Genomic DNA, 20,485 nt, shown 5'->3' on the forward strand with positions numbered 1-20,485 from the left:
GAAGGGTCAGGAGTGGCGCATGCGCAGGATGGCGCTGAGCACGTCGCGCCGGGTCACGATGCCGACCAGGCGCCCCTGTTCGGTGACCGGGTAGATCTTGGGCTTGGCGCCCAGCATCTCCTGGGCCAGGTCGGTGATGCTCTTGGACGGGGCCACGGACAGCACCTCGTTGCGCATCAGTTCGCTGACCAGCGGCGGCTCGTCGTCGAGGTAGGCGCTCTCCAGCAGCTTGCCGAGCACGTCCTGCTCGGAGATGAAGCCGATCAGCTGGTCGCGCTCGTCGACCACCGGCGCCCCGGGCAGCCGGTGCAGGGCCAAGCCCTGGGCCAGGGTGGTGGCCGACGTCTTGCCGGTGACCCGATAGCAGTCGCGCGACATGATCTCGCGTACGATGGTGGGAGCCTTGCTGGGCATGGCGGTTCTCCTCGTCCCGGTGGAACCTCGTGCCTGGTGGCCCGGCCCGGGCGCACGTCCCTTGTGATGGTTGCGTGCTGCGCCCGTCGGTCGGCCGGAGACCGCGGCGTGTCTCGCGTTCATCATAGTCGACTCACGGCGCGCCGCCTGCCGACCGCCACCAACGGTTGCTGCCCCGCCGGGAACTGGCCCCTTGAGACACCGTTCCAATGAGGCACAATGCCGCCACCGACGAGTGATGGAGTTTCACCATGGATGCCCGTGAATACCTGGCCCGCAAGGGGCTGGACGGAGAGCGTGACCGCGAGCGCCCCAATACCCTGGAAGAGAAGGCCTGGGAACGCGCCCGTGAATCCGGAGACCATCGTCCCCGGGCGGGCACCCCTCACGACTGGGAGGACTGGGAGCGCTATCACGACGAACTCGCCGAGGGCGCCGACGAGCTGACGCAGAAGATCGATCACGAGGCCCATCGTCAGGCCCTGGAGCATGAGTCGGCGCCCGCGCGGCCGGCGGCCGCCGAGGTCGGACAGTGGACGCCGGAGGCGCCATCCACGGCCTCGAGCGAGCCCGCCCGGCCGGACGCGGAACCGGCCACGCCGCCGGCCGTCGAGTCAGCCCCGGCCGGCCGCGCCGAGCCCTTCGCCGCCCTGGTGACGCTGGCGGTGCTGCTGCCGCCGCTGGCGATGGGGCTGGCCGGCGGCGGCTCGCGCCGCGTGTGGATCGCCCTGGGGCTGACGCTGCTGGGCTGGCTACCCGGGGTGGCCTACGTGCTGCATGCCCTGCGGCAACGCCGCCGGGGCTGAGCCGCTTGGCAGGCGGGATGCCGCCGGTATAATCCTCGACGCCTTGCTTTTCCAAACGGAGTGGAACCTTGGGCTATCTCGTCGGCATCACCGTCCTCTGGGCGTTCTCGTTCTCGCTGATCGGCGTCTACCTGGCCGGTCAGGTAGACAGCTACTTCTCGGTGATGACCCGCATCGTGCTGGCGGCCCTGCTGTTCCTGCCGCTGCTGCGGCCGCGCCTGCTGCGCGGTGGCCAGCGCCTGGCGCTGATGGGGCTCGGCGCCGTGCAGCTCGGCGTGATGTACATCTTCTTCTACCAGTCCTTCCTGCTGCTCTCGGTGCCCGAGGTGCTGCTGTTCACGGTGCTCACGCCGCTCTACATCACCCTGCTCGACGACCTGATGTTCAAGCGCTTCTCGCCGTTCCACCTGCTGACCGCCGGGCTGGCGGTGCTGGGGGCGGCGGTGATCCGCTATCGCGGCCTGGATGGTGACTACTGGCTCGGTTTCCTGGTGGTCCAGGGCGCCAACTTCTGCTTCGCCCTGGGCCAGGTCGGCTATCGTCGTCTCTCGGCCGGGTTGCCCGCCGATCTGCCCCGCCTGTCCGTGTTCGGCTGGTTCTACCTCGGCGCCGTGGCCGTGGCCGTGCCGGCCTTCCTGTGGTGGGGCGATGCCTCGGCGTTGCCCGCCACGCCGCTGCAGTGGGGCGTGCTGGCCTGGCTCGGGCTGGTGGCCTCGGGCGTGGGCTACTTCCTGTGGAACCTCGGCGCGACCAAGGTCGATGCGGGCGCGCTGGCGGTCATGAACAACGCCCTGGTGCCGGCGGGCCTGCTGGTCAACCTGTTGATCTGGAACCGTGACGCCGACCTGCCTCGCCTGGCGCTGGGCGGGGCCATCATCCTGGCCTCGCTGCTGGTCAACGACTGGTGGCAGCGCCGCCGCGCGCCGCGTGCCGCCTGAGCGGCGGTTTGCCCGGCCGGGAGCCAATCGCCATAATGAGCCGTCGCGAAGCGAAGGACCCGCTCATGCCCGCTGCCAACAACAATGTCGTCAAGCATCAGGCCTTCAGGAATATCGGCCTGATCGGCCGCCTGGGTAGCGCCAAGGTGGTCGAGACCCTCAAGCGGCTCAGCCGTTTCCTCGACGATGCCGGCTACCACGTCATCCTCGAGGATCGCACCGCCACGGTGCTGCTCGGCCACGGCCATCCCGAGGCCAGCCGCCGCCGGCTGGGCGAGCTGTGCGATCTGGTGATCGTGGTCGGCGGCGACGGCAGCCTGCTCGGCGCCGCCCGCACCCTGTGTCACAGCGGCACCCTGGTGCTGGGCGTCAACCGCGGCCGGCTGGGCTTTCTCACCGATATATCGCCCGACGAGCTCGAGGAGCGCGTCGGCGAGGTGCTGGCCGGCCAGTACGAGCTCGAGGAACGCTTCCTGCTCGATGCCGAGCTCTACCGCGATGGCGAGCGGGTCGGCGACGGCGATGCCCTGAACGAGGTGGTGCTGCATCCCGGCAAGGCGGTGCGCATGATCGAGTTCGAGCTGTTCATCGACGACCAGTTCGTGCACAGCCAGCGCAGCGATGGCCTTATCGTCGCCACGCCGACCGGTTCCACGGCCTATGCGCTGTCCGGCGGCGGGCCGATCATGCATCCGCGGCTAGACGTCATCACCTTGGTGCCGATGTTCCCGCATACACTGTCGAGTCGTCCGATCGCCATCGACGCCGCCAGCGAGATCCGCATTCACATCGGCGAGACCAATCAGACCTATCCGCACATCAGCTGCGATGGCCAGACGCGTGCGGTGGCCAAACCCGACGACGTGCTGGTGATCCGTCGCAAGCCGGAGCGCGTGCAGCTCGTCCACCCCGTGGGGCACAATTTCTACGAGGTCCTGCGCAGCAAGCTGGGCTGGAGCAACCGCCTGGGAGACTGAGGTGAGCAGAGCGCCCCTGGAAGGCTACGACCTGATCGGCGACGTGCACGGCTGCGGCGCGACGCTGGCGGCCCTGCTCGAACGCCTCGGCTATCATCAGCGTGGCGGCGTCTATCGTCATCCGCGCCGCAAGGTGATCTTCCTCGGCGACCTGATCGACCGCGGCCCGCGTATCCGCCTCGCCGTGACCATCGCCCGGCGCATGGTGGAGGAGGGCGAGGCGCTGATCGTGATGGGCAATCACGAGATCAACGCCCTGGCCTATCACCATCGTGCCCCCGCCGAGCTGGGCCGCGAATGGCTGCGCGAGCACACCCCGCGTCATAACCGCATCGTCCGCGAGACCCTCGAGCAGTACCGCGATCATCCCCAGGAGTGGGACGAGACGCTGGCCTGGTTCCTCGACATCCCGCTGTTCCTGGAGCTCGACGGCCTGCGAGTGGTGCATGCCTGCTGGGATCAGCCGCGGATCGACGAGCTTTGCGTCTCGCGCCCGGACGGCCGCATCGACCTCGATTTCCTGACCGCCGCCGTGCGTCACGGCACCCGCGAGTTCGAGATTCTCGACCGGCTGACCCGCGGCAGCCACATCACGCTGCCCGAGGGCGTGCAGATCCAGTCCGGCGACGGTTTCACCCGACGCAGCTTCCGCGCCCACTTCTGGGCGCATCGGCCCCGGACCTGGGGCGACGTGGTGTTCCAGCCCGACAATCTGCCGGGCGACCTGGAGCTGCGACCGCTCAGTGCGGCCGAGGCGAAACGGCTGACGTACTACGGCCCCGACGAGCCGCCGCTGTTCATCGGCCACTACTGGTGCGAGGGCATTCCGGCCCTGCCGGCCCCCAACATTGCCTGCCTGGACTACAGCGCGGTGAAGTTCGGCCGATTGGTGGCCTATCGCTGGAACGGCGAGGCGCGCCTCGATGCCGACCGCTTCGTGTGGGTCCGCGTGCCCCGGGAAGAGCAGGCCCGGCCGCAGCCCTGGGAAATCGATTTCGACTGATACAAAACGTTACCTAACTACCGCTCAATGTTGCGAACTTGCCGCTTGCGGGGCCGTCAGAGTAAGTGTTCCCTTGAACGATCCCTTGCTCTTGTCCGGCGGCCCCTTCCGCCGGACTTTTTCTTTGCGTGTCCGGCCGGCGCGGTTCGCCCCCGATTCCCCCGAGGAGACGCCATGCATCGGGTGATGCTGCTGCCCCGTGACACCGATACCCGCGAGCTGCGAAAGGCCCTCTGGGCCGAGCGCATCGGTCACTTCTTCACCGACGAGGAGGAGGGCCAGGTGCTGTGGCTGGTCGATCCTCAGCAGCGCGATGCCATGCAGCGTCTGGTGATGCGCTGGCAGCGGGGGGAGCCGCTGAGGCCCGAGGGCGGCAGGGCGCGTCGCCTGCATGGCGCCGCTGGCAGGGTGGCCTGGTTGGCGCCGTTCCGCCAGGCGCCGGTGACCGCGGCTGCCATGGCGCTGTGCCTGGCGGTGTTCGCGGTGATGAGCGTGCTCGGCGACCTGGTGACCGCCGCCCTGACCATCGTGCCGGTGGGCGTGGCGGGGGGCCAGCTGGTCTTCGGCGACCTGGGCGAAACGTTGGCCTCCGGGCAGGTATGGCGCCTGCTGTCGCCGGCCTTCCTGCATTTCGGCTGGATGCATCTGGTCTTTAACATGCTGTGGCTCTGGTACTTCGGCCGCCAGGTCGAAGCCTTCCATGGCCGCGGGCGCATGCTGACACTGCTGCTGGCCGCGGGCATCGGCGGCAATCTGGCCCAGTATGCCACCGGCACGGTGCTGTTCGGCGGCATGTCGGGCGTCGACTTCGCACTGCTCGGTTACGTCTGGCTGATGTCGCGCCGGCGCCCCGGCGACGGCTTCTTCGTGCCCCAGATGCTGGTGGTGTTCATGCTCGGCTGGATGGTCTTCACCATGACCGACGTGGCCGAACTGTTCGGCTTCGGCAACGTGGCCAACGAGGCGCACCTGGGCGGGCTGGTCGTGGGTTTGGTGATCGGCTGGTATCATTCCCGCCACGTCCAGCGACACTGACCACCGGCTCCGCATGCCGGCGACCCGTCGCGTCCCGACCCGTTTCTTCCGAGAGAGTCCGCCATGAGCGATATGACCTTCGAGCGCATGATCCAGCAGATGACGCCGGCCATCTACGAGAGCCTCAAGCAGTCGGTGGCCCTGCGCAAGTGGCCCGACGGCCGCTTCCTGACGGCCGAGCAGACCGAGCTTTGCCTCGAGGCGGTGATGCGTTACGAGGCCGAGAACAACGTGCCCGCCGAGGAGCGCGTCGGCTATCTGGAGCGTCGTACCTGCGGCGCCGACAGCAGCGGTGCCGGCGTGTCTCCTCAGCAGGCCGGTCTCGGCCGGGACGTCGGCCGTGACTGATGCCGTCGCCCTGACGGGCTGTCTGATCAAGATGTCGGTCGAGCCGGGCGCTCCGGCGCGCTACACCCTGCGCGCCGGCGACGAGCGCCTCGACCTCAATGCCCGGCTGGGTCAGCCGCTGCGGCTGACCTGGACCGGCGCCATCGCCTGCACCCACTGCGGGCGGGCGACGAAGAAGAGCTTCGGCCAGGGCCATTGCTATCCCTGCTTCAAGAAGCTCGCTCGCTGCGACAGCTGCATCATGAAGCCCGAGCAGTGCCACTACTTCCAGGGCACCTGCCGCGAACCGGCGTGGGGCGAGACCCACTGCTTCCGGCCCCACGTGGTCTACCTGGCCAACGCCTCCGGGCTCAAGGTCGGTATCACCCGTGATACCCAGGTGCCGACCCGCTGGCTCGACCAGGGCGCCGTCCAGGCGCTGCCGATCCTCGAGGTCGATACCCGTCAGCAGTCCGGTTTCGTCGAGGTGCTGTTCAAGGACGAGGTCTCGGATCGCACCAACTGGCGCGCCATGCTCAAGGGCGAGGCCACGGAGCTGGATCTGCCCGGCGAGCGCGACCGCCTGCTCGAACGCCTCGCGCCGGGGCTGCTCGAGCTGCGCGAGCGCTTCGGCCATGACGCCATCCGCGAGGTCGATGCCGCGCCCTGGGCCTTCGAGTACCCGGTGCTCGAGCATCCCACCAAGGTGGTCTCCCACAATTTCGACAAGCAGCCCGAGGTGGCCGGCACCCTGCTCGGCATCAAGGGCCAGTACCTGATCCTCGACAGCGGCGTGATCAACCTGCGCAAGTTCACCGGCTACGAGATCCGGGTCGAAGCTTGAGTCCGTAAGCTCGACTATGCTCGGGACGTGAACCGCACGAGGAGCGTCCCATGAGCGAGATGCGTGCCATGCGCCTGCACGCCGCGAACCAGCCGCTGCGCCTCGAACGCGTGCCGATTCCCGAGCCTGGCCCCGGCGAGGTGCGGGTCCGGGTGCTGGCCTGCGGGGTGTGCCGCACCGACCTGCACGTGGTCGATGGTGAGCTCGTTGAGCCCCGCCTGCCGCTGGTGCCCGGCCACGAGATCGTCGGCGAGGTGGATGCGCTGGGGGAGGGCGTCGCTGGGCCCGAGACAGGGCCCGAGACAGGGCTTGAAAGAGGCCAGCGGGTCGGCGTGCCCTGGCTGGGGAAGATCTGCGGCGAGTGCGAACCCTGCCGGGCCGGGCGCGAGAACCTCTGCGAGCGCGCCGAATTCACCGGCTACACCCGCGACGGCGGCTACGCCGAGTACTGCGTGGCCGACGCCCGCTACTGCTTCGCGCTCGACGTCGACGATGCCCAGGCCGCCGCGCCGCTGCTGTGCGCGGGGCTGATCGGCTATCGCACCTGGCGGCTGGCCGGCGGCGACGTACCTCGGCGGCTGGGCCTCTACGGCTTCGGCGCCGCGGCGCACATCCTCGCCCAGCTGGCGCGCTCCCGCGGCCAGACCCTCTACGCCTTCACCCGCCCCGGCGACACCGAGGCCCAGGCCTTCGCCCGGCGCCTCGGTGCCGCTTGGGCGGGCGGCAGCGACCAGGCCCCGCCCGAGCCGCTGGACGCCGCCCTGCTGTTCGCCCCGGTGGGCGAGCTGGTGCCGATCGCGCTCTCCCACGTGCGTCCCGGCGGCACGGTGGTCTCCGGCGGCATCCACATGAGCGACATCCCGTCGTTTCCCTACCGGCTGCTGTGGGAGGAGCGCAGCCTCAGGTCGGTGGCCAATCTCACCCGTCGCGACGGCGACGAGTTCCTCGCGCTGGCGCCGCAGGTGCCGATCCGCACCGAGACCGTCGCCTATCCGCTGGAAGACGCCAACCGCGCCCTCGACGATCTGCGCGCCGGGCGCCTGTCCGGCGCCGCCGTGCTGGTGCCCTGAGGCACAAAAGCCGAACCGGGCGGCCCGGTTCGGCGTCTTGCGGGATGGCTCAGGCCGTTCAGGAGGGGAAGGAGAACTGCGCCCCCTCGCGAACGCCGGTCGACGGCCAGCGCTGGGTGACGGTCTTGCGCCTGGTGTAGAAGCGCACGGCGTCCGGGCCGTAGGCGCTGAGATCGCCGAACAGCGAGCGCTTCCAGCCGCCGAAACTGTGGTAGGACACCGGCACCGGCAGCGGCACGTTGATGCCGACCATGCCGACCTGGATGCGGTCGCTGAAGTAGCGGGCCGCCTCGCCGTCGCGGGTGTAGATGCAGGTGCCGTTGCCGTATTCGTGCTCGTCGATCAGCCGCATGGCCTCTTCCATGGAGCCGGCGCGGACCACCAGCAGCACCGGGCCGAAGATCTCCTCGAGGTAGCAGGTCATGTCGGGGGTCACGCGGTCGATCAGGGTGCCGCCGACGAAGAAGCCGTTCTCGTGCCCCGGTACCTGCACGCCGCGGCCGTCGACGACGATCTCGGCACCCTGCTGCTGGGCGCTCTCGATGTAGCCGCAGACCTTCTCCTGGTGGGCCCGGGTGATCACTGGGCCGAAGTCGTTGTCGGCGTCATGGAAGGGGCCGACCTTCAGGGTCTTCATCTGCGCCTGCATCTTGTCGATCAGCGCGTCGGCGGCCTCGTCGCCGACGGCCACGGCCACCGACAGCGCCATGCAGCGTTCGCCGGAGGAGCCGAAGGCGGCGCCGTTCAGCGAGCTGACCACGTTGTCCATGTCGGCGTCAGGCATCACGATGGCGTGGTTCTTGGCCCCGCCCAGCGCCTGGCAGCGCTTGCCGTTGGCGCTGGCGCGGGCGTAGATGGCCTCGGCGATCGGGGTGGAGCCGACGAAGCTGACGGCCTGGACGCGGCTGTCGTCGAGCAGGGTGTCGACGGCTTCCTTGTCGCCGTTGACCACGTTGAGCACCCCGGGCGGCAATCCGGCTTCCAGGGCCAGCTCGGCGATGTAGAGGGTCGAGCTAGGGTCACGCTCGGAGGGTTTGAGGACGAAGGTGTTGCCGCAGGCGATGGCCGCCGGATACATCCACAGCGGCACCATGGCCGGGAAGTTGAACGGCGTGATGCCGGCGACCACGCCCAGGGGCTGGAACTCGCTCCAGGAGTCGATGCTGGGGCCGGTGTTCTTGCTGTACTCGCCCTTGAGCAGCTCCGGGGCGCCGCAGGCGTACTCGATGTTCTCGATGCCGCGCTGCAGTTCGCCCCGGGCGTCGTGGACGATCTTGCCGTGTTCCTGGCCGATCAGACGGCAGATTTCGTCGGCGTTCTGCTCGAGCAGCGCCTTGAAGCGATACATGATGCGCGCGCGCTTCGCGGGCGGAGTGTCGCGCCAGGCCGGGAAGGCGTCCTGGGCGGCGGCAATGGCCTGTTCGACGGTGGCCTTGCCGGCCAGGGCGACCTGGCCGCCGACCTCGCCGGTGGAAGGGTCGTAGACGTCCTGGGTGCGCGTCGCGTCGTCGACGCGCGCGCCGTTGATCAGATGGCCAACCGTGCTCATGGAGATTCCTCTCAAAATGTCTTGTGGTGAAAAGTCGTGGTGGCGATGTCAGTCGAGTTCGTTGATGGCGTCGCCAAGGACATTGATCAGCCGGTCGATCTCTTCCCGCTCGACGGAGAACGGCAGGCCGAGCTGGATGGTGTCGCCGCCGTAGCGGACATAGACGCCCTTCTCCCAGCACTTCATGGCGATCTGGTAGGGGCGCAGGGCCGGCTCGCCAGGCGACGGTGCGATCTGCAGGGCGCCGGCCAGCCCGTAGTTGCGGATATCGCTGATGTAGCGCGTCCCCTGCAGGCCGTGCAGGTTGGCTTCGAAGACCGGTGCCATCTCGCGCACGCGATCGATCAGACGATCCTGCTCGAGCACGTCCAGGGCCGCGAGTGCCGCGGCACAGGCCACCGGGTGGCCGGAATAGGTGTAGCCGTGGGGCAGTTCGAGCATGTAGTCGGGGCCGCCCTGTTCCATGAAGGTGCGGTAGATCTCGCGCTGCACGATCACCCCGCCCATCGGCACCGCGCCGTTGGTCAGCTGCTTGGCGACGTTCATGATGTCCGGCACCACGCCGAAGGCCTCGGCGCCCGTCATCGCGCCCATGCGGCCGAAGCCCGTGATCACCTCGTCGAAGATCAGCAGGATGTCGTGGGCGTCGCAGATCTCGCGCAGCCGCTGGAGATAGCCTACCGGTGGTGGAATCACCCCGGCGGAGCCGGCCATGGGCTCGACGATCACCGCGGCGATGTTGGAGGCATCGTGCAGCGCGATCAGTTCCAGCAGATCGTCGGCCCGCTCGGCGCCGCGCTCGGGCATGCCACGGGTGAAGGCGTTCTCCGGCAGCAGGGTGTGGGGCAGGTGGTCGGCATCCACGCCCTGGCCGAACAGGCTGCGGTTGGCGCCGATGCCGCCCAGGCTGAAGCCGCCGAAGTTGACCCCATGATAGCCCTTGGCGCGGCCGATCAGCTTGGTCTTGGTCGGCTGGCCCTTCTTGCGCCAGTAGGCGCGGGCGATCTTCAGCGAGGTGTCGGCACTCTCGGAACCGGAACCGGTGAAGAACACGTGGTCGAGCCCGTCGGGCGTCAGCTCTCGCAGGCGATGCGCCAGCTCGAAGGCCTTGGGATGGCCGTATTGAAAGGCCGGGGCATAGTCGAGCTCGGCGAGCTGGCGCGATACCGTCTCGGTGATCTCCGGGCGGCAGTGGCCGGCGCCGCAGGTCCAGAGGCCGGAGAGGCCATCGAAGATCTGACGCCCCTCGGCATCGGTGAAGTAGTGGCCCTTGGCGCCGGTGATGATGCGCGGATCGCGCTTGAACTGGCGATTGCCGGTGTAGGGCATCCAGTAGGCATCCAGCTGTTCCGGGCTCAGGCCCGCACCGCGTGACGGGTCTCGATCCGACATGGGCTCCCTCTCTTGTTGATCTGTGACGGGCTGGTCTGTTCTGGGTGTGGCTGTTCGGATGGAACGCTCTGATGTCGACGTTAGGCCGTGCTATCGATCAGTTAAACCCATGACGTATTACCTTCATGAAAGCATCTGGTTAACTTTGTGGTCGGGCGGCGCTATGCTCGATGTCTCCGCCATGAACACGGGAATACCGCCATGTCGCAGCACAAGCCGGCCTTCACGGGGCAGCCCAGCGATGCCGATCTTCGCCTGCTGCGGATCTATCGCAAGGTCGTCGAATGCGGCGGCTTCTCCGCCGCCGAGGTGGAGCTGAACATCAGCCGCGCGGCGATCAGCATGGCGATGAACGATCTCGAGACGCGGCTCGGGCTGCGCCTGTGCCAGCGGGGGCGAAGCGGCTTCGCCCTGACCGACGAGGGCAGCGAGGTCTATGAGGCCACCCTGCAGCTGCAGGCTGCGGTGGAAGGATTTCGCACCCGGGTCAATGGCCTGCATGCCCGGCTCAAGGGCGAGCTCAACATCGGCATCACCGACAACCTGGTGACCATGCCCGAGATGCATATCACCCACGCGCTCAGCGCCCTCAAGGCGCGCGGCGACGAGGTGCGCATCAACATCCGCATGATCCCGCCCAGCGACATCGAGCTGGCAGTGCTGGACGGTCGCCTGCATACCGGCGTGGTGCCGGCCTTGAAGACCCTGCCGGGGCTCGAGTATCGCTCGCTCTACGAGGAGGCCTCACGGCTCTACTGCGCCGAGGGCCATCCGCTGTTCGATGTCGCCGACGTGATGGAGCACCAGCTGGTGGAGTGCGATGCGGTGCTGCCCGCCTATGCCCAGGCGCCGGAGATCAAGGCGCTCCATGAATCCCTGCGCGCCTCGGCTTCGGCCACCGACCGGGAGGGTATCGCCTTCCTGATCCTTTCCGGCCGCTATGTCGGCTATCTGCCGACCCACTATGCCGAGCGCTGGGTGCGTGACGGCCGGATGCGAGCCCTGAATCCGGCGAGCCGGCAGTACCTGACCCGCTACAGCGCCATCACCCGCAAGGGCTCGCCGCCCAATCTGGTGCTGGAGAGCTACCTTGAAGAGCTGAATAGACAGATCGAAGGCGAGGGGCGGCCTAGTCAAAAAGCCGAGGGGCGGGCCTAGTCGAACAGGTCGCCCTGGCGGCGCGGCGGTCGGAAGGCATCGGTATCCAGCGCCGGCAGGCCGGGGAAATCGAGCCGCCGGTAAGCTTGGCGAAAGCGCTGATCGAGCAGGTCGGCGAATACCCCCTGGCCGCGCATGCGATGGCCGAAGCGGGCGTCGTAGTCCTGGCCGCCGCGGCACTGGCGGATCAGGCTCATCACCTTGGCGGCCCGATCGGGATAGTGCTGGGCCAGCCAGTCCTCGAACAGCGGTGCCACCTCCCTGGGCAGGCGCAGCAGCATCCAGCGAGCATCCATCGCGCCGGCGTTCCTCGCGGCGTCCAGCAGTCGCTCCAGTTCGTGATCGGTCAGCCCCGGAATCACCGGCGAGACCAGCACGCCCGTCGGCACCCCGGCGTCGGTAAGCCGCTCGATCATCTTCAGGCGCGTCGCCGGGGCGGCGGTGCGGGGCTCCAGGGTGCGCTTCAGGTCGGCGTCCAGGCTGGTCAGGCTGACCAGCACCCGTACCAACCGCCGCTTGGCCAGTTCGGCGAGCAGGTCGCGATCGCGCAGCACCAGCGCGCCCTTGGTCACCAGGGTGACGGGATGGCGGCAGTCGAGCAGGAAGGCCAGCAGCCGACGGGTGGTGCCGCGTTCGGCCTCGAGGGGCTGGTAGGCATCGGTGTTGCCGGCCAGGTTGATCGGGCGGCATTCGTAGCCGGGGCGGGCCAACTCCTCCTCCAGGCGTTCGACCAGGCCCTGGCGGGCGATCAGCCGGGTCTCGAAGTCGAGCCCCGGGGAGAGGTCCCAGTAGGCGTGGCTGGGGCGCGCATAGCAGTAGATACAGCCGTGCTCGCAGCCGCGGTAGGGGTTCAGCGAGCGGTCGAAGGGCAGGTCCGGCGAGCGGTTCCAGGCCAGCGCGCTGCGGGCCTGCTCCTCGGTGACTCGGGTGGCCAGCCGCTCGGGCACGGCCTCCTGCCACCAGCCGTCGTCGACCGCTTCCACCCGCGTGGGGGCGAAGCGGTTGTCGGGATCGAAGGTGGCGCCGCGGCCCTTGCGGGCCACGGCGTTCGAGGGTGACGTCGCCATGCGGGCTTCCTTTTTCTGTCTATACATACAGTATAGCGGCGATGGCGACGTCGTTCAGCCCGCTGTCCTAGCCGGAAGCCGATCCGCTCTCCGCCGGGCGTGAGTAGGGATTGTCCGGCATCAGCTGGCGTGGCAGCGGCGCGCGTCGGGCGTCTTCCTTGGGGCCGTACTGCTCGGCCAGATAGTCGAGGATGGTGGCCTCCATCTCGGGCTGGAATGGCCACAGTCCCTGGGTGTCCTGCATCCAGCGGATCAGGTGCTCCCAGTGGTTGCGCGAGCCACTGTTCTGGGTGATCAGCCTGGCGGAGTGGCACACCGTGCAGTTGGCCTTGACCACCTGCCAGCCCTCGGCCTGGACCAGGCCGCTGTCCGGATCGGTGGCCGGTGCGTCGTCCTGGGCCCAAGCCCCTTGAAAAGAGCCTCCCTGAAAGAAGACCCCGATGGACAGCAGCAGCGCCGCGGCCAGCGCCGGATGCCGACGGGAGTTCGTGCGTGTCATGGCATCCCCCTAGGCCACCTGAACGGCGATGCGGTGGCAGGCGTTGTTGAGATAGCCCTTGGGATTCCAGCCCGGCACGACCATGGGCTGCGCGCGTCCCTGGCTGTCGGTGGCCTTGGCCCAGACCTCGTAGTAGCCGGGCTCGGGGAAGTCCAGGGCGCTGGTCCAGCGCTGCCAGGCCAGGCGGTTGGGCGCGGCGCTGAGCTCGGCCGGCTGCCAGGTGGCGCCGAAGTCGATCGAGACGTGGACCGCCTCGACCGCCAGGTCGCCGGCCCAGGCGTGGCCGCGCACCGTCAGCGGCTCGCCCAGCGCGTGGGTGATGCCGGACTTCGGAAAGGTCACCAGCGACTTCACCGGCATCGACTGGATGGTCTCGAAGTCCTCCAGCGGCACGTCGGTGCCGGGCGCGACCGGGTGCTTGGGCACGCTGTAGGAGGGCGCCCCCATCTTGGTGCCGTCGTGCTTGCGGTTGCGGATCACGATGCGCTCGAGCCACTTGCCCGACACCGAGCCGGGCCAGCCGCCGCATACCAGGCGCAGCGGATGCCCGTTCAGGTAGGGGATGTCGGCATCGTTCATCGCCCAGGCGATCAGCGACTCGTCCTCCAGCGCCTTCTCCATCGGCACCCCGCGGGAGATGGGATCGCGATTCGGATCGCCGCTGGCATGGGCGTCGGCGCCGTAGTAGCCGACATAGACGGCGTCGTCGGCAATGCCGCAGGCCTCCAGCACGTCGCGCAGCCGCACGCCGGTGAAGCGTGGGCAGGCCACCGCGCCGGTTGTCCACTGGTTGCCGCTGGCCGCGGGCACATATTCGCTGCGGCCGTTGCCACCGCATTCCACCTGCAGCTGGTAGGTGTGATGCGCGAAGCGCTCCTTGAGCTCGGTGATGGAGAAGGTCATGGGCGTCACGCAGGATTCCCCGGCGACCTCCAGCCGCCAGGCGGCGACGTCGATGGCATCCATCGCCGGCGGAATGCCATTGTTGCGCACGAACATGCGCTCGGCGGGGGTGATGTCGTCGTCGAGCAGGTGGGCCGGCGTCTCGGCGTTGATCGGCCGATCGTTGAGCACCGTCAGGCCCTCCTTGCCCTGCAGCGTGAAGGGCTCGTCGCTCTGGGCCAGGGCGGCGGGAATCAGCCCGCCGGGCATGCGATCGGCGAAGGGGATCTTGGCGCCCACCGCGGCGGCCATCGCCAGCAGGCTGGAGCGCTTGAGAAAACCGCGTCGGGTGACGGGGTCGACGTCGCGATCCCAGAGCAGCCGGTCGGCCCGTTGCGGGTCTTCGGCGTAGAGCTCATGCAGGCCGCGGGTGCGGGGAAGCTTCCTGGTCATGGCGCTGACTCCTGAAGCGCCCGGCGGGCGGCGCAGGCGTCGTCGGCCGGGCTGATGTCGTGAGCTGTTGTTATGAAGGCGCGTGATGAGGGCGTGTCGGGCACGCTCGCTGTCACGGTCTGGCCTTGATCAGCTTAGGCCCGCGGAGTCAGGTCTGCCTCTGGTAGAATGCCCGCCTCGCCAAGGACGCCCGGAGACGCCCAGTGACCGATGCCATGCCGCCCATTCCCGCGCCCGATACCGCCTGTGCCGGGCGCGTGGCCCGCTATCTCGACACCCTGACCAAGCCACCGGGCAGCCTCGGCCGCCTGGAGTCCCTGGCGGTGAGCCTGGCTGCGATCACCGGCGAGGATTTCCCGCGGGTCGGCCCGCCCGCGGTGGTGGTGTTCGCCGCCGACCACGGCGTGGCGGCGGAGGGCGTCTCGGCCTTTCCCCAGGCGGTGACGGCCCAGATGGTGGCCAACTTCGTCGCCGGCGGCGCGGCCATCAACGCCTTCGCCCGCCGCATCGATGCCCGGCTGGAGGTGGTCGACGTGGGCGTGGCCAATGCGCTGCCCGCCGAGGGCGTCGTCCATGAACGCATCCGCCCCGGCACCGGCAACCTGGCCCGCGAGGACGCCATGAGCCGCGACGAGGCGCTGGCCGCCATCGCTGTCGGTCGTCGCGCCGCCGAGCGGGCCGCGGCGGCGGGCTGCCGCTGTTTGATCGCCGGCGAGATGGGCATCGCCAACACCACCGCCAGCAGCGCCATGCTGGCGGCGCTGACCGGCGTGCCCGTCGCCGAGCTGGTCGGCCCGGGCACCGGCGTGGCCGGCGAGGCGCTGGCCCACAAGCGCGCGGTGATCGAGGCGGCGCTTTCCGCCCACGCGGCCGATCCCGCGGACCCGCTGGACGTGCTGGCGAAGCTCGGCGGGCTCGAGATCGCCGCCATGGTCGGGGCCTGCCTGGAAGCGGCGGCACGGCGCCTGCCGGTGCTGGTCGACGGCTTCATCGCCACCGTGGCCGCGCTGACCGCCTGCCGGCTCGACCCGGCGCTGCGTCCCTACCTGATCTTCGGCCATCGCTCCCATGAGCCCGGCCACGCCCATGCCCTGGCGGCGCTCGACGCCGACCCGCTGCTGGCCATGGAGCTTCGCCTGGGCGAGGGCAGCGGCGCGGCCCTGGCCTTCCCGCTGCTCGAGGCGGCCACGGCGATGCTCGCCGAGATGGCCACCTTCGACGCCGCCGGCGTCGACGACCGCAGCGAGCACGAGGAGCCTCGAGCATGACGCTGGACCCGCTGTCCTGGGAACTGCTGGCGCTGGTCGGTGTTGCGCTGGCCATCGACCTCGCGCTGGGTGACCCGGCCTGGCTGCCGCATCCGGTGGTCGGCATCGGTCGGGCGATCGCCAGGCTCGAGCGCGCCTGGAACCACGGCCGCGCCGAGGCACGCCGTCGGCGCGGCGTATGGTTGGCGGTGGCGGTGCCCGCCGGCACCTGGGCGCTGGCCTGGGGCCTGCTGACGATGCTGGCCTGGCTGTCGCCGGCGCTGTCGCTCGCCGCCGAGCTCGTCATGCTGGCCACGGCCTTTGCCACCCGCGGTCTCGCCCAGGCGGCCCGGGCGGTGGCCGAGCCGCTCAGGCAGGGCGATCTGCCGGCGGCCCGCCGCGCGCTGGGCGGTATCGTCGGCCGCGATACCGACACGCTGGATGAGGCGGGGCTTTCCCGCGGCGCGGTGGAGACCGTGGCCGAGAACACCGTGGACGGCATCACCGCCCCGCTGTGCTGGGCGCTGATCGGCGGGGCGCCGCTGGCGCTGGCCTACAAGGCGGTCAACACGCTGGACTCCATGGTCGGCTATCGTAGCCCGCGCTATGAAGACTTCGGCCGCGCCTCGGCGCGCCTGGACGACGCCGTCAACTGGGTGCCGGCGCGGCTCACGGCTCTGGCCATGTGGCTGGCCGCTCGGCTCGTCGTCGGCGGCCGCACGCAGGGGGCCATGGCCGCCACCCGCCGCGAGGCGCCGCGGCACCCGAGCCCCAACGCCGGCTGGCCCGAGGCCATGGTGGCGCACCTGCTGGGCGTGCAGCTCGGCGGGCTCAACCACTACGACGGTCGCCCCTCGCATCGCGCCGTCCTCGGCCGCGCGCTGGAGCCGCTGAGCGTGTCCCATATCGAGCGCGCCATCCATCATATGCACGGCGGCTGGCTGGGCGTGCTGGCGATGCTGGCGCCGCTGGTGCTGCTGCGGGAGTGGCTGGCATGACGGCACACGCAGGACCGGATGCGAACAGCACACCGGGCTGGCCCGCCCACGGCGGGCGCATCGCGCCGCTGCTGGCGCGCCATGGCCTGCCGGCCGACCACCCGGTGATCGATTTCAGCGCCAACCTCAACCCTCTTGGACCGCCGCCCTGGCTCGGCGACTGGCTGAGCGATTGGATGAGTGAGCCGCTGGGCGGTGCCGCGTCGCTGGCCCGCTATCCGGACCCGGACGACGATCGGGCGCGCCGGGCCATCGCCGCCAACGACGGCGTGGCGCCGGCGCGGGTGCTGGTCACCAACGGCGGCATCGAGGCGATCCATCTCGCCGCCGCGCGGCATGCCGGCGGCCGGGCGCTGGTGATCGAGCCGACCTTCTGCGAGTACGCCCTGGCCTGCGCTCGGCACGGCCTCGAGGTCGAGCGGCTGGGCCTGTCGATGCCCGAGTTCCGGCTCGACCTCGACGCCGCCGAGGCCGCCCTGGCCGGCGTCGAGATCGCCTTCCTGTGCCGGCCCAACAACCCCAGCGGCACCCTGGTGCCCCGCGCCGACGTCGAGCGGCTGCTGGCGAGGGCCGACCAGACCGGTACCACCCTGGTGGTGGACGAGGCCTTCGTCGACTTCACCGAGCATGAAGAACGGCTGACGCCGCTGCTCGAGCGTTCACCGAACCTGCTGCTGCTGCGCTCGCTGACCAAGCTGTTCGACGTGCCGGGGCTTCGGCTCGGCTACCTGCTCGGCGCCCCCGAGGCCGTCGCGCGGCTGGCCGATTTGCAGATGCCGTGGAGCGTCAACGCCCTGGCCCTGGGGCTGGCGGCGCCGCTGCTCGCCGACGAGGACTATCTGGCCCGCACCCGGGCCTGGCTCGCCGCCGAGCGCGATCTTCCCGAGCGTGCGCGCGCGCTGGGCTACACGGTGCCGGAGACCCACGCCAACTTCCTGCTGCTGCGCGGCGGAGAGGACGCCGAGGACGCGGGGGCGCTGTTCGCCTTCCTTCTCGAGCGCGGCCTCCTGGCCCGCCATACCCACGGCTTCCCCGGTCTCGACGGCGCCTGGCTGCGCCTGGCGCTGCGCGGCGGCGACGACAATGCCCGGCTGCTCGAGGCCCTGGCGGCATGGCGGCGCCCATGATCGCCTTCGTCTCCGGCGGGGCGCGCTCCGGCAAGAGCGGCGTGGCCGAGGCGCTGGTCGACGAGTGGCAGTCGGCCCGCGGCGGCGCGCGCTTCTATCTCGCCACTGCCACCGCTCGGGCCGGCGACGACGAGATGGCCGCCCGTATCGCTCGCCACCGTCGCGAGCGCGGCGACGGCTGGCTGACCCTGGAGCCGCCGCTGGCCTTCGCCGAGGCGCTCGCCGCGATGCCCCCGGGCAGCACGGTGCTGCTCGACTGCCTGACCCTGTGGGCCAGCCGGGTGATGTTCGAGGCCGGGCTCTCGCAGGCCGAGGGCCGGGCGATGCTGGCGGCCGGGCTCGACGAGGCCCGCCGCCGCGACCTCGCCCTGGTGGTGGTCTCCAACGACCTCAACGAGGAACTGCCGCCCCGCGACGCCCTGGTGTGGCGCTATCTGGCCTTCCTGCAGGCCCTGCATCGCGATCTGGCCGCGGCCTCGAATCGCGTGATCGAGGTGGTGGCGGGCCGCGCCATCGACTGGAAAGGAGGCGATTCATGAAGGACGCGGGCTTCGGCGTGCTGCTGGCCATCCAGTTCCTGACCCGGCTGCCGGTGACGCTTGCCTGCCCCTGGACGCCGGCCACCCGGCGCTGGGCGGCGCGGGCCTATCCGCTGGTGGGTGCGCTGGTGGGGGTGATCGTGGCCGCCGCCGGCACGCTGCTCGAGGGCCTGCTGCCTCTGCCGCTGCTGACGCTTTTGCTGCTCAGCCTGTGGGTGGCGCTGACCGGCGGGCTGCACCTCGACGGACTGATGGACCTGGCCGACGCGCTCGGCAGCAACGCTCCGCTCGAGAAGCGCTGGGCGATCATGAAGGACCCGCAGGTCGGCAGTTTCGGCATGCTGGCGCTGGTCTTCCAGCTGGCCTGGAAGGCGGCACTGCTGTGGGCGCTGCTGGCGGCCGGGGCGAGCCCCTGGTGGCTGGTGCCGGTGGTGGCGCTGGGCCGGCTGGCCGCGGTCGGCCTGCTGGTGAGCCAGCCCGCCGCCCGCGCCGAGGGCCTGGCCCACGCCTGGCAGCAGAGTCTCGGTCGGCGCGACCTGGTGCTGGCCGCGCTGCCGGCGCTGGCGTGTCTGGTTTTCGTGCCCGGGCTGGCTTGGCTGCTGGTCGGCCTGGCGGGCTTCGTCATCATCTACGGCCGGGCGGTGCGCCGGGCCTTCGGCGGCATCAATGGCGACATCGTCGGCGCCGCCATCGAGGGAGGAGAACTATGGCTGCTGCTGATCGCCTGGAGCTGGTGGTCGTTCGTCATGGCCTGACGAGCTGGAACCGTGAGCGCCGCTACCAGGGCCATCGCGACATTCCGCTGCTGCTGCCGGACGCCGAGGCGGACCTGGATCGGCTGCGCGAGGCGCTGGCCGACGTCGCCTTCGACGCCGTGCACTGCAGCGACCTGACCCGCTGCCGCCAGACCCTGGCCCACGTGCTGGAAGGTCGGGAAAGCGGCGCACCGCGCCTCGATGCCCGGCTACGCGAGCTGGCCTTCGGCGACTACGAGGGGCGGACCTGGGCCGAGCTCAAGGACGATCCCGACTATCGCGCCTGGGTCGACAGCCAGGGTCGGCTGGCCACGCCCGGCGGCGAGTCCGCCGACGACCTCTGGGCGCGGCTCTCGGCCTGGCTCGAGGAGGTGCTGGCCGAGGCGCGGAAGGCGGGCCATCGCCGCGTGCTGGCGGTCAGCCACGGCGGCGCCATCCGCGAGCTGCGCCGGCGTCTGGAAGACGCGGACTTCTGGGACGGCGTGGTCGGCCAGGCCCAGGGGCGGCGTTTCACGTTCACACTCGAGGAGGACGGCTGGTCATGCAGCTCTTCATCGGCGGTGCCTGCGCCGGCAAGCGCGATCTCGTAGCGGCGCGCTTCCCCGACGCCGGCTGGGCTCGGATCGACGAGCTGGGGCTCGACGGCCGCGAGCATGACCTGCGCCCGGGCGCGGTGCGGGTGCTGACCGGCTGGACGCGCTGGCTGGAAAACGCGCTGGCCACGGAGCCCGACGATGACCGGCTGCGCGCGCGGCTGGTCGCGTCGCTCGACGCGCTGAAAGACGCCGAGCGGGAGGCGAGGGGAGAGATCGTGCTGATCCTGCCCGAGATGGGCCGCGGCATCGTGCCCATGGACGCGGCGGACCGACGCCTGCGCGATCTGGCCGGCTGGCTGGCACAGGATGCCGCCGCCCGCGCCGAATCGGTCTGGTATGTGCGCCATGGGTTGGCGCGGAGATTGTGAGGGCCTTGCTCCGGCCCCAGAGACATCACTCGGGGCTTTCCCGGCGACAGGTCTCTGAGGGGCGCTGTGAACCCATCCCGGGGCGCTACTTTTGCCATCCATGGCAAAAACCCCCTCTACGACCTGTCCCCGGCGCCCCTCACCTCGTGCCAACGTCTCCATGCCGCGTTGACGCCCCGGTAGGCGATTGCTAGCTTACGCCGCACTCTCGGGTGACCCGCCAGTCTGTCCTGTCGGCAGGCGCAACAGGCCCCGACAAGAAGGGCGAGGGTAAACGGGAAGTCGGTGATCCAGTCCGACGCTGCCCCCGCAACGGTGATCGAGTCACGCACCGCCACATGCCACTGTGCCACGCACGGGAAGGCGGCGGTGTGGAGGCGCACAGGCGCCTCGCTCGTCAGCCCGGAGACCGGCCCGAGAGCCAGCGCCGCAATGGGCGAG

At 70.1% G+C, this 20,485-nt stretch carries 22 protein-coding genes and 1 riboswitch; of the genes, 16 read left to right on the top strand and 6 right to left on the bottom strand.

The annotated features are described in order from the left end of the window. Positions 1-6 precede the first annotated feature (6 nt). Positions 7-414: a CBS domain-containing protein gene (locus UN84_RS04730; protein WP_035595521.1), complete on the bottom strand. Its 408-nt coding sequence runs from the start codon at positions 412-414 to the stop codon at positions 7-9. Between the two features lie 251 nt (positions 415-665). On the opposite strand from UN84_RS04730, the gene UN84_RS04735 reads away from it, so the two are divergent. The 8 genes from UN84_RS04735 to UN84_RS04770 all read left to right on the top strand — a co-directional run bounded on the left by UN84_RS04735 (position 666) and on the right by UN84_RS04770 (position 7,414). Then, the gene (locus UN84_RS04735) at positions 666-1,220 is read left to right on the top strand and encodes a YqaE/Pmp3 family membrane protein (RefSeq protein ID WP_046079873.1); all 555 of its coding nucleotides are present in this window, start codon (positions 666-668) and stop codon (positions 1,218-1,220) included. Between the two features lie 68 nt (positions 1,221-1,288). After that, positions 1,289-2,158 (top strand): carboxylate/amino acid/amine transporter, encoded by an 870-nt coding sequence (locus UN84_RS04740; protein WP_046079872.1) that lies wholly within the window; start codon positions 1,289-1,291, stop codon positions 2,156-2,158. Positions 2,159-2,223: 65 nt separating this feature from the next. Then, positions 2,224-3,135: an NAD(+) kinase gene (locus UN84_RS04745; protein WP_046079871.1), complete on the top strand. Its 912-nt coding sequence runs from the start codon at positions 2,224-2,226 to the stop codon at positions 3,133-3,135. 16 nt (positions 3,136-3,151) lie between these two features. Then, a complete protein-coding gene (locus UN84_RS04750) occupies positions 3,152-4,138 on the top strand; it encodes a metallophosphoesterase (RefSeq protein ID WP_046080478.1) in 987 nt (328 codons plus the stop codon). Positions 4,139-4,312: 174 nt separating this feature from the next. Continuing rightward, a complete protein-coding gene (locus tag UN84_RS04755) occupies positions 4,313-5,173 on the top strand; it encodes a rhomboid family intramembrane serine protease (protein WP_046079870.1) in 861 nt (286 codons plus the stop codon). 63 nt (positions 5,174-5,236) lie between these two features. Further along, positions 5,237-5,521, top strand: a complete 285-nt coding sequence (locus UN84_RS04760) for a YeaC family protein (protein WP_046079869.1) — start codon at positions 5,237-5,239, stop codon at positions 5,519-5,521. 31 nt (positions 5,522-5,552) lie between these two features. Then, positions 5,553-6,344, top strand: a complete 792-nt coding sequence (locus UN84_RS04765; protein WP_046080477.1) for a DUF2797 domain-containing protein — start codon at positions 5,553-5,555, stop codon at positions 6,342-6,344. Between the two features lie 50 nt (positions 6,345-6,394). Further along, on the top strand, positions 6,395-7,414 hold the full coding sequence (locus tag UN84_RS04770) for a zinc-dependent alcohol dehydrogenase family protein (RefSeq protein ID WP_173834958.1): 1,020 nt from the start codon (positions 6,395-6,397) through the stop codon (positions 7,412-7,414). A gap of 58 nt (positions 7,415-7,472) precedes the next feature. Here the strand turns inward: UN84_RS04770 and UN84_RS04775 are convergent, their stop codons facing one another. Further along, positions 7,473-8,963 carry a CoA-acylating methylmalonate-semialdehyde dehydrogenase gene (locus UN84_RS04775; RefSeq protein ID WP_046079868.1) on the bottom strand — a complete coding sequence of 497 codons (1,491 nt, stop codon included), beginning with the start codon at positions 8,961-8,963 and terminating at the stop codon, positions 7,473-7,475. 48 nt (positions 8,964-9,011) lie between these two features. Beyond that, positions 9,012-10,355: an aspartate aminotransferase family protein gene (locus UN84_RS04780; RefSeq protein WP_046079867.1), complete on the bottom strand. Its 1,344-nt coding sequence runs from the start codon at positions 10,353-10,355 to the stop codon at positions 9,012-9,014. Between the two features lie 201 nt (positions 10,356-10,556). Here UN84_RS04780 and UN84_RS04785 point away from each other — a divergent pair, with 201 nt between their 5' ends. Beyond that, positions 10,557-11,513, top strand: a complete 957-nt coding sequence (locus tag UN84_RS04785) for a LysR family transcriptional regulator (protein WP_046079866.1) — start codon at positions 10,557-10,559, stop codon at positions 11,511-11,513. On the opposite strand, the gene UN84_RS04790 is transcribed toward UN84_RS04785, so the two are convergent. The 3 genes from UN84_RS04790 to UN84_RS04800 all read right to left on the bottom strand — a co-directional run bounded on the left by UN84_RS04790 (position 11,510) and on the right by UN84_RS04800 (position 14,414). Continuing rightward, positions 11,510-12,580 (bottom strand): PA0069 family radical SAM protein, encoded by a 1,071-nt coding sequence (locus UN84_RS04790; protein ID WP_046079865.1) that lies wholly within the window; start codon positions 12,578-12,580, stop codon positions 11,510-11,512. The genes UN84_RS04785 and UN84_RS04790 overlap by 4 nt on opposite strands. A 67-nt stretch (positions 12,581-12,647) precedes the next feature. Next, entirely contained in the window at positions 12,648-13,079 is a 432-nt protein-coding gene (locus UN84_RS04795; protein WP_052719382.1) for a hypothetical protein, read from the bottom strand. A 9-nt stretch (positions 13,080-13,088) separates the two neighbouring features. Beyond that, a complete protein-coding gene (locus UN84_RS04800) occupies positions 13,089-14,414 on the bottom strand; it encodes a sulfite oxidase (protein WP_046079864.1) in 1,326 nt (441 codons plus the stop codon). A 215-nt stretch (positions 14,415-14,629) separates the two neighbouring features. Between UN84_RS04800 and cobT the strand changes: the two genes are divergently transcribed. From cobT to UN84_RS04835, 7 genes are read left to right on the top strand one after another with little or no spacing between them, the layout of a single operon-like run. Beyond that, positions 14,630-15,682, top strand: a complete 1,053-nt coding sequence (gene cobT, locus UN84_RS04805; RefSeq protein ID WP_046080474.1) for a nicotinate-nucleotide--dimethylbenzimidazole phosphoribosyltransferase — start codon at positions 14,630-14,632, stop codon at positions 15,680-15,682. Continuing rightward, on the top strand, positions 15,679-16,659 hold the full coding sequence (gene cbiB / locus UN84_RS04810) for an adenosylcobinamide-phosphate synthase CbiB (protein WP_046079863.1): 981 nt from the start codon (positions 15,679-15,681) through the stop codon (positions 16,657-16,659). The genes cobT and cbiB overlap by 4 nt, the downstream gene beginning before the upstream one ends. Continuing rightward, positions 16,656-17,786: a threonine-phosphate decarboxylase CobD gene (cobD, locus tag UN84_RS04815; protein WP_046079862.1), complete on the top strand. Its 1,131-nt coding sequence runs from the start codon at positions 16,656-16,658 to the stop codon at positions 17,784-17,786. The genes cbiB and cobD overlap by 4 nt, the downstream gene beginning before the upstream one ends. Further along, on the top strand, positions 17,783-18,325 hold the full coding sequence (locus UN84_RS04820) for a bifunctional adenosylcobinamide kinase/adenosylcobinamide-phosphate guanylyltransferase (protein WP_035592557.1): 543 nt from the start codon (positions 17,783-17,785) through the stop codon (positions 18,323-18,325). Before cobD ends, UN84_RS04820 begins: the two co-directional genes overlap by 4 nt. Beyond that, the gene (gene cobS, locus UN84_RS04825) at positions 18,322-19,080 is read left to right on the top strand and encodes an adenosylcobinamide-GDP ribazoletransferase (protein WP_046079861.1); all 759 of its coding nucleotides are present in this window, start codon (positions 18,322-18,324) and stop codon (positions 19,078-19,080) included. Before UN84_RS04820 ends, cobS begins: the two co-directional genes overlap by 4 nt. Next, a complete protein-coding gene (locus UN84_RS04830) occupies positions 19,032-19,670 on the top strand; it encodes a histidine phosphatase family protein (protein ID WP_046079860.1) in 639 nt (212 codons plus the stop codon). The genes cobS and UN84_RS04830 overlap by 49 nt, the downstream gene beginning before the upstream one ends. Then, positions 19,622-20,044 carry a bifunctional adenosylcobinamide kinase/adenosylcobinamide-phosphate guanylyltransferase gene (locus tag UN84_RS04835; RefSeq protein WP_046079859.1) on the top strand — a complete coding sequence of 141 codons (423 nt, stop codon included), beginning with the start codon at positions 19,622-19,624 and terminating at the stop codon, positions 20,042-20,044. The genes UN84_RS04830 and UN84_RS04835 overlap by 49 nt, the downstream gene beginning before the upstream one ends. 248 nt (positions 20,045-20,292) lie before the next feature. Continuing rightward, positions 20,293-20,459: riboswitch (cobalamin riboswitch) on the top strand. The last annotated feature ends 26 nt before the right edge of the window (positions 20,460-20,485 follow it).

This window comes from Halomonas sp. HG01, assembly GCF_000968715.2.
Classification (GTDB): Bacteria; Pseudomonadota; Gammaproteobacteria; order Pseudomonadales; family Halomonadaceae; genus Halomonas; species Halomonas halophila.